Source organism: Bacillus sp. JJ1503 (assembly GCF_036965125.1).
Taxonomy (GTDB): Bacteria; Bacillota; Bacilli; order Bacillales; family Cytobacillaceae; genus Cytobacillus.
The window spans coordinates 10,120-22,851 of sequence record NZ_JBALOZ010000117.1 but is presented as its reverse complement, the minus strand read 5'-3'; the positions used below and the strand labels follow the sequence as shown (position 1 = coordinate 22,851).

Genomic DNA, 12,732 nt, shown 5'->3' with positions numbered 1-12,732 from the left:
TGCTTGTCGGGGGTGAACAAGGCGCTTGCGCTTTTCTACGCATTTCTCGTTGTCTTATTCGACATATTAACACCCAATATGCCGCCCATCATCGCTGTCAGCATATAACATGTATGATAAATAATTTGCTCTGTATCAAATAGACTGTCTACTCCTAAGTATTGATAAAGAAAAATAATAATAGAATAAACAAGCCCTGTTAACCCACCAAGAAGCCATCCCTTTTGTTTTCCCTTGCCACCCGAAATGAAGCCGCCAATAAATAACGAAATGAAGGAGATTGCAGTAATGACAAATTGTAAGGATGACTCCTGTAGAGAAGTGAATCTTAATAATAGTGAAAATATTAAGCTGCTGATCAAGGCTAGCACAAAAACTGCAATAATCCCATAAAGAATAGCACCGCTGATATTTCTTGATTCTTCTATATTGCCCCTCTCCCTTCTTTTTTATTTAGATCGCAGATTGGTACAAGAATACTGCTAGTACAAGCATATTCACACAAAGAAAAAATAGAATCGAATTCTTAGTTAAGGAATTGCATTTGCTCAAATTGGAACTAATATATCACATGAATATGTTTTTTTTGCCCATAATAAAAGAGAATGTCACTAAAGGGGGAATGAAAAGTGCATGATTATTCCATGATCATATTGCGGACCATTATTTTGTACACCCTAATATTGGCAGTTTTTAGAATCATGGGTAAAAAGGAACTTGGACAGCTAAGTATGATAGATTTCGTAGTAACGATCATGTTGGCTGAAATGGCCGTATTGGCTATAGAAAACCCAACGTCCCCGCTCTTACCAAATGTTCTCCCTATGTTAGTGTTAATGGTTATCCAAATCACGCTCGGCTTTTTGACCTTAAAGAGCAAAAAGTTTCGTGATCTTGTTGATGGGAAGCCAACCATTATAATTAATAAAGGTAAGATCGATGAGGCAGCCATGAAAAAGCATCGTTATAACTTTGATGATTTGCTTCTGCAATTAAGAGGGAAGGATATACGAAATATTACCGATGTAGAATTTGCCATATTGGAAACGACAGGTGAATTATCTGTATTAAAAAAGGAAAAAAAGAAAACAGGAAATTTGACAGTTCCGTTAATTTTAGATGGAATCATTCAGGAATCAGGTCTAGAAAGCATTAACCAAACAAATTTTTGGCTCCGCCAGCAGCTTAGAAAAAGGGGATACACCGAAATACAGAAAATCTCCTTTTGCAGCTTTGAAAATGGTCAGTTTTATATCGATTTAAAGGATGAAAAAAAGTAAGGGACACTGTGCGGTCTCTTACTTTTATTTAAAGACAAATCTTGAAAATGGTTTGCCAATCCAAGGTATACGGCTGACTTCATCCTTTTTTACAAGTCCAAGCAAGAGAGTAAAAATTAAATAAACTATCGTGATGATGAATGTAATGATCAGTACTTGAATGGTGAGAGAAAACTGTGAGTTTAAATTCTGAAGCAGCCAAAATCCTACCCATGCTGAAAGCGCCATGACCAAAAAGGTTTTCAAGTAGTCGCGTACATAAAATGTAAAAGAAATGGCTTTTAACACAGTTGCGAAGTGCAGCAGTGTGACAAGCACGAATCCAACAAGAATCCCCATGGCTACGCCGTTTATTCCGAATGTAGGCTGACTAGCCAAAATAAAAATGACCGCGGTTTTGATTATGGCTCCAATTAAGCTATTGATCATAGCGGCTCTTGCTAAATTTAGTGCCTGGAGGGTAGCTTGAAGAGGACCCTGATAGTAATAAAAGATGATAAATGGAGCCATCAGCTTAATAAATTGAGCCCCGCTATTGGATCCATACATAACCTTCATCAATTCATCTGACAGTACGAATAATACAACAACAGCCAAGCCGCCTGTTAAAAATGTAAGGCGAAGTGCCTGCTGCAGCCGGTATTCAATAATATGATGCTGATTTCTTGAATTTGCTTCACTAATGGCTGGAACTAAAGCAGTTGACAGCGAGTGAGTAATAAATGATGGGAGCATTAATAACGGTAAAGCAAAGCCAGTAAGCGCCCCATACTGCTTTGTTGCAGCGATGGCAGCCACCCCCGCAATAGCAAGACTGTGAGAAACAACGATGGGCTCAAAAAACCATGCCAAAGAACCAATCATTCGGCTTCCTGTAGTTGGGAGGGCGATGCTCATTAATTCTTTAAAGGTGCTTTTTCCTGTTTTGACAGACTTAAAAAAATGCTTCCGGACTTTGAATTTCTTTTTGATTTTGAAAGTGGTTATTAAATAGATTAGTGAAGCTAATTCACCTATTACCGAAGCAAGCATTGCGCCGGCCGCAGCATATTCGATCCCATATGGAAGAAACGCTTTCGTCATCGCTGCAATTAATGTAATTCTTACGATCTGCTCTAGCATTTGTGAAATAGCTGCAGGCTTCATATTTTGCCGGCCTTGAAAATAACCTCTTAAAACAGAAGAAATAGCAATAATTGGAACAACAGGTGCAATGGCTAATAGTGGAAGATATGTGCGTGAATCGGTAAATAACGTATCAGCTAGATAAGGGGCTAAGAAAATTAATGCTGGAGTAAATATGACAGAAAGAGAAATAGTGGTTGCTAATGATACAACTAATATTTTCTTTACTTTGGCTTTATCCCCTCTTGCCTCTGCCTCCGCCACATTTTTGGATATAGCTACAGGTAAACCAAGCTGTGTTATAGTAACAGCAAGAATTAAAGTTGGGAAAGCCATCATGAATAAACCAACGCCTTCTTCCCCAATAAATCTTGCAATAACAATCCGATTAATAAACCCAAGCACCCGTGTAACAAGTCCAGCTGCCAGTAGAATCATCGTTCCTTTTAAAAACTTCGACATTTGGCTCCCTGCCTTCTCAAAATAGGTGTTATCATATACAATTAACTATATGCTAGGAAGTGGACAAAGCATGACAAGCAAAGTTTTATTTTCCTTTTAAATTGAATAAGGAGGCGGCTGTTATGGAAATCAGCCATACATATGATCATCTTCGAAATGAATTGAAACCGGCGTTGAAAAGTAAGCAAGAGGAGTTTGCTTTATTAGGGTATGGTCAAGTTTCTGAACAGGAGCTCTGGAATTTTCTAAAGAGAAAAAAGTGGCGGAAAGCAGATGAAAATAAGAGAATATCTGAAATTGTTCAGGATGTTCTTTCCGTAAAGGTTGGCGAGTATTTCAATTATGCCACGGTCGAAGCTTTTAAAGAGGCAGACTTTGCATTTGATGATGAGGAAGAGCTTCGCAAGCTTTTAAAATAACTCACCTATAGAAAAATTGACAGCTTTTGCAAACTGTTTCATAATTATAAATGGAATTCTAGTCGAATCATAGGTATGAAATGATGAGATAGATTGTTTATGTATGTTTTATGCTGTGAGCCTTTTTTAGGCTTGTATTTAAGGAGGACATTTTCATAATGGTTAAGCGAGGACGCATTGTTGCCTTCTTTCTGATTGTATTATTGATTGGAAGTTTGATGGGTACAACAACAAATAATATTCTGAAAAATATTAAGCTAGGACTGGATCTTCAAGGTGGATTCGAGGTTCTGTATGAGGTATCACCGATTGATAAAAACCAAAAAATTGATAATACTGTTTTAGCCAGTACGGCAAAAGCTTTGAATAAACGCGTAAACGTATTAGGAGTAAGTGAGCCTAATATTCAAATTGAAGGGGAAAATAGAGTTCGTGTTCAGCTTGCTGGAGTGACTGATCAGAAACAAGCGCGTGAAATTCTCTCCACTGAAGCCAACCTGACATTCCGTGATGTAAATGATGAACCATTGATGGATGGATCCGATTTGGCAGAGGGCGGAGCAAAGCAAACTTTTGATGAAAATGGAAAGCCAAGTGTTTCAATTAAACTGAAAAGTGCAAGTAAATTTAAAGAGGTAACCGAACGTATTGTCAGTATGGGGGTACCTAATAATCTGCTTATCATTTGGCTCGATTTTGAGGAAGGTACTACTTTCCGAGAAGAAGCAATGAAAGCAGAGCCAGGATATATCTCTGCTCCAGCGGTAAGTCAAGTATTTAACCAGGATACGGTCTCGATAGTTGGAAGCTTCACCGTCGAGGAAGCAAAGACATTAGCGGACTTATTAAATGCAGGATCTCTGCCTGTTAAATTAACAGAAGTGTATTCAACATCTGTTGGTGCCCAATTTGGGGAGCAAGCCTTGAACAAAACAGTTTTAGGCGGGATAATCGGTATTGCGCTTATTTACTTATTTATGATCGTTTACTACCGATTCCCAGGATTTATTGCTACTGTGGCTCTGTCGATTTATATTTATCTAATTCTCCTTATTTTTGACTGGATGAATGCGGTATTGACGCTTCCTGGTATTGCCGCCCTCATTCTTGGGGTTGGTATGGCAGTCGATGCCAATATTATCACGTATGAAAGAATTAAAGAAGAATTACGAGTAGGGAGAACGGTTAAGTCTGCTTTTCAAGCAGGTGGCAAAAATTCTTTATCTACGATTTTTGATGCCAATATTACAACGATCTTAGTGTCTGGTGTTTTATTTGTTTATGGGACAAGCTCCATTAAAGGGTTTGCCACGATGTTGATTATTAGTATCCTAGTCAGCTTCATTACCGCTGTCTATGGCTCTAGAATACTCCTTGGACTATGGGTAAACAGCAATCTATTTAATAAAAAGCCAAGCTGGTTCGGTGTTAAGAAAAGTGATATTAAAGATATTGCAGAAAATTATGATACAGTTGATTTGCCGACAAGGTTTGATCGCTTTGATTTTGTTAAACATCGGAAAAAATATTTTACATTTTCCGGGGCCATTCTCGGAATTGGGCTGATTTGTGTGGTTATGTTTGGCCTGAATTTAGGGATTGATTTCACCCAAGGGACTCGTGTGGAGCTTCTATCAAATAAACCAATAACAAAAATTGAAGTAAAAGAGCAATTAGCTGATTTAAATATTGAAACAGATGATATTGTCATATCTGGAGCCAATCAAGAAATTGGTGTAGCAAGATTTAAAGAAGTACTTACCAAGGATGAAATTGCTGAGTTAAAAGCCCATTTCCATGAGAAATTAGGAGCAGAACCAAATGTAAGCACAGTTTCACCAACAGTTGGAAAAGAGCTAGCAAAAAATGGGTTTATTTCTTTGTTGATTGCCTCTATTGGTATCGTGATTTATGTGACCATTCGTTTCGAAATGTATATGGCGATCGCAGCTATACTTGGTCTATTATATGATGCATTCTTTATCATCATTTTCTTTAGCATTACAAGATTAGAAGTTGATTTAACCTTTATCGCGGCTGTCTTAACAGTTATTGGTTATTCCCTTCATGATTCAATTGTTACATTTGACCGGATGCGCGAAAACATGCAAAAGAAAAAGCGTATTAAAACGTTTGAGGAACTTGCGGATGTTGTTAATTCAAGCTTACGTCAAGTGATGGGACGATCTATTAATACGGTCTTAACCCTACTTATTGCTGTATTAGGAATCTTAATATTCGGAAGTGAATCCATCCGTAACTTCTCCTTTGCTCTACTAATCGGATTGGTTGCAGGTGCTTATTCTTCCATTTTCTTATGTGCCCAATTGTGGCTCGTTTGGAAAGGGAAAGAATTGAAGAAAAAAGGCGTCATTAAAACAGTGAAAGAAAAACGAAAAATTAGCGATGAACCTCAAGTATAATTCAAGCCCCAGGATATCCTGGGGTTTTCTTTTTTTCAAAACATGCTCATAATCATTGGAATTAGGATAAACTAGCAATAAGTTCATTTTTAGGAAGGAAGTTTCATTTTGAATCATAAAGATGATCGTTTTAAAAAGGCTGAATTTGCTGCCATGCTTGGCATCGTGATTAACATTGTCCTTGCGATTGTCAAATGGGGAATTGGCGTCTATGCGGGGAGCCGTGCTTTAATTGCTGATGCTGTACATTCTGCCTCGGATATTGCTGGATCATTAGCAGTCTATTTAGGCTTGAAGGCAGCAAAGCAGCCGCCTGATGATGATCATCCATATGGACATGGGAAGGCAGAATCTATCTCAGCTATTATTGTTGCTGTATTGTTATTGTTTGTTGGATTTGAAATTGGTAAGTCATCTGTAACAGCTTTTTTTAAACCGATAGAAGCACCAAAAACAATAGCTATTGCGGCAGTTATTTTTTCGATTATTGTAAAGGAAGCATTATTTCGCTACAAATACAAGCTTGGGCGTGAGTTGAATAGTGATGCATTAATTGTTAATGCCTATGAGCATCGTTCAGATGTTTATTCATCCTTTGCTGCATTGGCTGGTATTGGTGCTGCGATCATCGGCGGTAAGCTTGGCATCGATTGGCTGGAATATGCGGACCCTGTTGCTGGAGTGATTGTTTCCCTCATGGTTATCCAAATGGCGTGGTCGCTCGGGAAAGAGTCGATTCATAACACACTTGATCATGTGCTGCATGAAGAGGATACACTGGAATTAAGAGAAGCAGTGGAAAGTGTTAAGGAAGTTAAGAAAATTAATCAGCTTCATGCAAGAGAGCATGGACATTATGTAATCATTGATTTGAAGATTTCGGTTGATCCGAATATGACAGTGGAAGAGGGACACCGAGTTGGCAAGGAAGTAAAGGAAAAGCTATTAAAAATGAATAATGTTCACAATGTGTTTGTTCATATTAATCCCTATAATGAAGATGATGAAAATTAAACAGCGTCCTTCGCTGTTTTTCTTTTTTCAGGACTACGCATTGAAACACAAAGGACCCTCTTGTATAATTAAAAAGTTGAGGGGTGAACAAATGTTACAATCAAAAACTCGCTGGATTGTTCGGAAATCAGATGAAGACAAGCAAAATCTTCTCGTTCAACAATTAAATTTAACTCCTCTCCTTGCTTCATTGCTTGTAAATAGAGGAATAGAATCACCGGAATTAGCACAAAGTTTTCTATTTGATGATAAACAAGAATTTCATGATCCTTTTTTATTAGCTGATATGGAAATTGCCGTAACACGGATAAAAAAGGCGATAGATAAGGAAGAACCGATTTTAATATTCGGAGATTATGATGCAGATGGTGTGACAAGTACGACCGTTATGATGAAGGTTCTTCGGGAATTAGGCGCTAATGTCGAATTCTACATACCAAACCGATTTTCGGAAGGCTATGGTCCAAATATCCCAGCCTTTCAATATGCAGCGGAAACTGGAATCAAACTGATAATAACGGTTGATACGGGTATAGCTGCAGTAAAGGAAGCCGCTGCTGCTGCTGAGCTTGGACTCGATTTAATTATTACAGATCACCATGAACCAGGGCCAGAATTGCCAAAGGCATTGGCTATCATCCACCCGAAACTTGAAGGAAGCCAATATCCATTTCGTGAGTTAGCTGGTGTTGGGGTTGCTTTTAAATTAGCTCATGCACTATACGGTAAACTGCCAGAGCATCTGCTAGAAATAGCTGCTATAGGGACGATTGCGGATTTAGTTTCCTTAAAAGGAGAGAATCGTTTAATCGTTAAACGAGGCTTGAAGAAGCTTAAGTCCACTAATAATGTTGGCTTAACCGCCTTATTAAAACAAAACAAGGTAGAACCAGGCTCAGTAACGGAAGAAACGGTAGGATTCCTGATCGCGCCACGATTAAATGCTGCTGGGAGATTGGATAGTGCAGACCCGGCTGTTGACTTATTGCTTACTGAAGATATTTATGAGGCTGAAGCGATTGCTGAGGAAATAGAGCAAATGAACAAGGAAAGACAAGCGTTAGTAAGCAATATTGCTGAAAAAGCTATTCGTCAGGTTGAAGAAAATTATCCAATCGATGAAAATGCAGTCCTTGTCATCGGTCAAGAAGGCTGGAATCCAGGTGTTATAGGAATTGTCGCTTCAAAGCTAGTAGAAAGATTTTACCGTCCAGTCATTTGTTTGAGCTTTGATAGAGAGAAGGGCTTAGCAAAAGGCTCTGCACGCAGTATATTAGGATTTGATTTATTTAGAAACCTATCTGAATGCAGAGATATATTACCTCATTTCGGCGGGCATCCGATGGCTGCCGGCATGACATTGGAACTGAGTCATGTCGATGAGCTTAGAAATAGGCTAAATTCAGCAGCAAAGGAACAATTAGCAGATGAGGACTTTATTCCAGTTACTACGTTGGATGGGACAGTAAATATGTCAGAGATCCACTTGAATTCTATAGAGGAAATGCAGATGCTCGCCCCATTTGGAATGGATAATCCGAAGCCAAAAATATTAATTAAGGATGCAAGCATTGCAAATATGAGAAAGATCGGTTCGGATCAAAATCATTTGAAAATGACAATTGAGAGTGAAGGCAGTACACTTGATGGTGTAGGATTCGGACTAGGAGAATTATATGAGCATATTTCGCCATATTCTAAAATATCCGTAATTGGAGAGCTTTCGATTAATGAATGGAATAATATCCGAAGGCCGCAAATTTTCCTCCAGGATGCGGTTATTCAAGACTGGCAGCTATTTGATATAAGGGGGATTAAACGATTTGAACAATTAATAGATTTGATCCCTAAAAAACAATCAAAATGGATTGTATTTAATAAAGAAAATGCTATAAAGTTTCCAACATATATAAATGAGAATATGGTAACAGTAAGTTCATATGAGGAAGCAGCGGCATTAAATATAGATCAAGAAAATGTGATATTAACGGATCTTCCACCCTCCAAGGAATTTCTGACCCAATTATTTTCTGGGAAAAATCCTTCAAGGGTATATGCACATTTCTATAAAGAGGAGAGTGCCTTTTTTAGCACACTTCCAACGAGGGATCATTTCAAATGGTTCTATGCCTTAATATTGAAAAAGGGTCCAATTAGCCTTCAGCAATACCGAGACAATATTGCAAAGCATAAAGGATGGAGCAAAGAAACAATTGACTTCATGTCACAAGTGTTTTTTGAATTAGATTTTGTTAAAATAAACAATGGAATCATTTCTATTAATGAGACTTCACAAAAACGTGATTTAACAGATTCGCTTATTTATGAACAAAGACGTAAACAGTACACAATCGAAAACGAATTGCTATATTCACCTTATCAACAGTTAAAAAGCTTTTTCGATTCAGTAATCCAAGGTTCTGTGAAATTTGAGGAGGAAGTAAAAGAATGGACTTAAAACAGTATATTACAATCGTCCAGGACTGGCCAAAGCCAGGTATTCAATTTAAAGATATTACGACATTAATGGATAATGGTGAGGCATATAAATATGCCACAGACAAAATCGTTGAATACGCACAAAAAAAGCAAATTGATTTAGTTGTAGGTCCAGAGGCGCGCGGATTTATTATTGGCTGCCCTGTTGCTTATTCACTAGGAGTCGGCTTTGCTCCAGTTAGAAAGGAAGGAAAGCTTCCTCGTGAGACGATTAAAGTGGAATACGGGTTAGAATATGGGAAGGATGTTCTAACCATCCATAAAGATGCCATTAAGCCGGGACAAAGAGTACTAATAACAGATGATTTGCTTGCAACTGGAGGAACAATTGAAGCAACCATTGAATTAGTTGAACAGCTTGGCGGTATTGTAGCTGGAATTGCCTTCTTAATTGAATTGTCATATTTAAAAGGGCGAGATAAGCTTGGAAAATATGATATTCTTACTTTAATGGAATATTAATTTAAATGGGAGCGCTGATGGGGCGCTCTTTTTATTATGGAACGATCGGCACGCTGAATAAAAAGCAGAGGATATATCCTTTTAAAAACTTACAGATTTCGACAATTTTTTTATTTTTCAGGAAAATAATCGCTATCCCTTTACATATTCGCTTTTTTTTTCGATAATAGTAGCAATCATTCTAATTTTGTTATGACAGTTTTAAACGGAAAATGACAAATCGACAAATGAAAATTAATAATAAAAGGTGATCCCATGGCGAACGATCATGTTCTGACCGCTGAACAAGTCATCGACAGAACGAAAGTATATTTAAATGATGAGCATGTGGCGCTTGTTGAGAAGGCATATGAATATGCAAGACATGCCCATCGTGAACAATATAGAAAATCGGGTGAGCCTTATATCATCCATCCCATTCAAGTAGCAGGCATTTTGGCCGACTTAGAAATGGATCCATCTACGGTTGCAGCCGGTTTTCTTCACGATGTTGTAGAGGATACAGATGTCACACTAGCTGATATTACGGCAGCCTTTAATGAAGAAGTGGCCATGCTTGTTGACGGTGTAACAAAGCTTGGAAAAATTAAATATAAATCGAAAGAAGAGCAGCAAGCAGAAAACCATCGCAAAATGTTTGTAGCAATGGCACAGGATATCCGTGTCATCTTAATAAAGCTGGCAGATAGACTTCATAATATGCGTACCCTTAAGCATTTGCCTGCTGAAAAACAGCGCCGTATTTCTAATGAAACATTAGAAATTTTTGCCCCTCTTGCCCATCGTCTGGGAATTTCAAAAATTAAATGGGAGCTTGAGGACACAGCTCTAAGATATTTAAATCCACAGCAATATTATCGAATTGTGAACCTAATGAAGAAGAAACGGGCTGAGCGGGAGCAATATCTTGAAGATGTAATCAATGAGGTGCGCAGCCGAATGAATGAAGTTTCCATTCGATCAGATATTTCCGGCAGACCTAAGCATATTTATAGCATTTATCGTAAAATGGCTTTGCAAAACAAGCAATTTAACGAAATCTATGATTTGCTTGCTGTCAGAATTGTTGTAAATAGTATTAAGGATTGCTATGCTGTCCTCGGTATTATCCACACATGCTGGAAGCCAATGCCTGGCCGCTTTAAAGATTATATTGCGATGCCAAAGCAAAATATGTACCAATCTCTTCATACGACAGTCATTGGTCCTAAAGGTGATCCGTTAGAAGTGCAAATTCGTACATTCGAAATGCACCGAATCTCTGAATTCGGGATTGCTGCTCACTGGGCGTATAAGGAAGGTAAAAAGGTCAATGAAAGACTGTCAATTGAAGACAAGCTAACATGGTTCCGTGAAATTCTAGAATTTCAAGACAGCTCCAACGATGCAGAAGAATTTATGGAGTCTTTAAAAATTGATTTATTTTCTGATATGGTGTTTGTCTTTACTCCAAAAGGTGATGTCATCGAACTGCCATCAGGATCAGTTCCCATTGACTTTGCGTACCGGATTCACTCCGAGATTGGAAATAAAACAATTGGTGCGAAAATAAACGGGAAAATGGTAACACTCGATTATAAGCTGAAAACTGGCGATATTATTGAAATTTTAACCTCCAAGCACTCATATGGCCCAAGCAAGGATTGGCTAAAACTAGCTCAAACCTCACAAGCCAAAAACAAAATTCGTCAATTCTTTAAGAAACAAAGAAGAGATGAGAATGTTGAAAAGGGTAAAGAGCAAATTGAAAGAGAAATCCGTAATATGGATTTCGATTTGAAAGAAATTCTTACAGCCGAAAATATAAAACGAGTAGCCGAGAAGTTTAATTTCATGAATGAGGAAGACATGTATGCAGCAGTGGGCTATAACGGTGTAACGGCCCTTCAAGTAGCGAATCGCTTAACGGAAAAGCTGCGTAGAAAGCGTGATATGGAACAAGAGGCTGACATAACAAATGCTGTTTCCGAGTTAAGATCATTCCCATCTACTAAAAAGCGTGAATCAGGGGTCCGTGTTTCCGGTATTGACAATTTGCTTATCCGTCTTTCCCGCTGCTGTAATCCGGTACCAGGGGATGAAATTGTTGGCTTTATTACGAAAGGACGCGGAGTCTCTGTTCATAGAGCTGATTGCACGAATATCGTCAATGATGAAGCAAAAGAAAGACTTATTCCTGTTGAATGGGAAACGGACTTAAATGACCGGAAAGAATATAGTGTTGAAATCGAAATTACTGGCTTTGACAGGCGAGGCTTGCTTAATGAAGTATTGCAGGCAGTAAATGAATCAAAAACAAATATTTCTGCTGTATCAGGCCGTTCTGACCGAAATAAAGCGGCAACAATTAATATGACAATTGCGATTCACAATGTAAACCATTTACAGAAGGTTGTCGAACGTATTAAACAAATTCCTGATGTTTATGCAGTTCGCAGGATCATGAATTAAGGAGTATTTGTTATGCGAGTAGTTGTACAACGAAGCAAGGAAGCAAGCGTTAAGGTTAACGGTGAAATAGTTGGGAGTATTCCAAAGGGCTTTGTCCTCTTAGTGGGAGTGACCCATGAAGACGATGATAAGGATGCTGAATTTTTAGCTGATAAAATTGCCAATCTACGAGTCTTTGAAGATGAAAGCGGAAAAATGAATTTATCAATACTGGATAAAGGCGGAGAAATTTTATCGGTTTCCCAATTCACCTTATATGGAGATTGTCGAAAAGGGCGCAGGCCTAATTTTATGGAAGCAGCTAGACCTGAACACGCATTGAAAATATATGAAGCCTTTAATACCAATCTTCGTGTAAAAGGATTAAAGGTTGCGACAGGTGAATTTGGCGCCATGATGGATGTTCAGCTAACGAATGATGGACCAGTAACACTAATTGTTGATAGTAAATAAGAAAAGTGTTAGCGCCTTGCAAAGGAACATCGACTAAAGGCCGCCACGTCCTGTGGCGAACGCCGATGTCAGCACATCCTGTGCAAGTCCGACAAGCACAAGACGAGCCTCTCGGAAAGGTGTCTTTTCCTTTCTGGGAGGATT

The 12,732-nt window shown here is 38.4% G+C and carries 10 protein-coding genes; 8 read left to right on the top strand and 2 right to left on the bottom strand.

Annotation, left to right across the window (positions count from 1 at the left end; genetic code table 11):
- Positions 1–35 precede the first annotated feature (35 nt).
- Entirely contained in the window at positions 36–428 is a 393-nt protein-coding gene (locus V7149_RS10320) for a TIGR04086 family membrane protein (protein WP_335345561.1), read from the bottom strand.
- 201 nt (positions 429–629) lie between these two features.
- On the opposite strand from V7149_RS10320, the gene V7149_RS10315 reads away from it, so the two are divergent.
- Positions 630–1,280, top strand: coding sequence for a DUF421 domain-containing protein (locus V7149_RS10315; RefSeq protein ID WP_335345544.1), 651 nt, complete (start codon positions 630–632; stop codon positions 1,278–1,280).
- A 24-nt stretch (positions 1,281–1,304) separates the two neighbouring features.
- On the opposite strand, the gene spoVB is transcribed toward V7149_RS10315, so the two are convergent.
- Positions 1,305–2,867, bottom strand: coding sequence for a stage V sporulation protein B (gene spoVB, locus V7149_RS10310; protein ID WP_335345543.1), 1,563 nt, complete (start codon positions 2,865–2,867; stop codon positions 1,305–1,307).
- A 122-nt stretch (positions 2,868–2,989) separates the two neighbouring features.
- Here spoVB and V7149_RS10305 point away from each other — a divergent pair, with 122 nt between their 5' ends.
- The 7 genes from V7149_RS10305 (at position 2,990) to dtd (ending at position 12,588) form a co-directional block, all read left to right on the top strand.
- The gene (locus V7149_RS10305) at positions 2,990–3,286 is read left to right on the top strand and encodes a post-transcriptional regulator (protein WP_335345542.1); all 297 of its coding nucleotides are present in this window, start codon (positions 2,990–2,992) and stop codon (positions 3,284–3,286) included.
- 158 nt (positions 3,287–3,444) lie between these two features.
- Complete coding sequence (gene secDF, locus V7149_RS10300) at positions 3,445–5,709, top strand: protein translocase subunit SecDF (protein ID WP_335345541.1); 2,265 nt, start codon at positions 3,445–3,447, stop codon at positions 5,707–5,709.
- Between the two features lie 153 nt (positions 5,710–5,862).
- The gene (locus tag V7149_RS10295) at positions 5,863–6,723 is read left to right on the top strand and encodes a cation diffusion facilitator family transporter (protein WP_335345560.1); all 861 of its coding nucleotides are present in this window, start codon (positions 5,863–5,865) and stop codon (positions 6,721–6,723) included.
- Between the two features lie 91 nt (positions 6,724–6,814).
- Positions 6,815–9,181 (top strand): single-stranded-DNA-specific exonuclease RecJ, encoded by a 2,367-nt coding sequence (gene recJ / locus V7149_RS10290; RefSeq protein ID WP_335345540.1) that lies wholly within the window; start codon positions 6,815–6,817, stop codon positions 9,179–9,181.
- On the top strand, positions 9,172–9,684 hold the full coding sequence (locus tag V7149_RS10285) for an adenine phosphoribosyltransferase (protein ID WP_335345539.1): 513 nt from the start codon (positions 9,172–9,174) through the stop codon (positions 9,682–9,684). The genes recJ and V7149_RS10285 overlap by 10 nt, the downstream gene beginning before the upstream one ends.
- 255 nt (positions 9,685–9,939) lie before the next feature.
- On the top strand, positions 9,940–12,135 hold the full coding sequence (locus V7149_RS10280) for a RelA/SpoT family protein (protein WP_335345538.1): 2,196 nt from the start codon (positions 9,940–9,942) through the stop codon (positions 12,133–12,135).
- Between the two features lie 12 nt (positions 12,136–12,147).
- A complete protein-coding gene (gene dtd, locus V7149_RS10275; RefSeq protein WP_335345537.1) occupies positions 12,148–12,588 on the top strand; it encodes a D-aminoacyl-tRNA deacylase in 441 nt (146 codons plus the stop codon).
- The last annotated feature ends 144 nt before the right edge of the window (positions 12,589–12,732 follow it).

Excerpts from the sequence above, each read along its gene's own strand:
- spoVB (WP_335345543.1), bottom strand. The coding sequence starts at position 2,867 with ATGTCGAAGTTTTTAAAAGGAACGATGATTCTACTGGCAGCTGGACTT.
- V7149_RS10295 (WP_335345560.1), top strand. The coding sequence starts at position 5,863 with ATGCTTGGCATCGTGATTAACATTGTCCTTGCGATTGTCAAATGGGGA.
- V7149_RS10305 (WP_335345542.1), top strand. The coding sequence starts at position 2,990 with ATGGAAATCAGCCATACATATGATCATCTTCGAAATGAATTGAAACCG.
- dtd (WP_335345537.1), top strand. The coding sequence starts at position 12,148 with ATGCGAGTAGTTGTACAACGAAGCAAGGAAGCAAGCGTTAAGGTTAAC.
- V7149_RS10280 (WP_335345538.1), top strand. The coding sequence starts at position 9,940 with ATGGCGAACGATCATGTTCTGACCGCTGAACAAGTCATCGACAGAACG.
- recJ (WP_335345540.1), top strand. The coding sequence starts at position 6,815 with ATGTTACAATCAAAAACTCGCTGGATTGTTCGGAAATCAGATGAAGAC.
- secDF (WP_335345541.1), top strand. The coding sequence starts at position 3,445 with ATGGTTAAGCGAGGACGCATTGTTGCCTTCTTTCTGATTGTATTATTG.
- V7149_RS10285 (WP_335345539.1), top strand. The coding sequence starts at position 9,172 with ATGGACTTAAAACAGTATATTACAATCGTCCAGGACTGGCCAAAGCCA.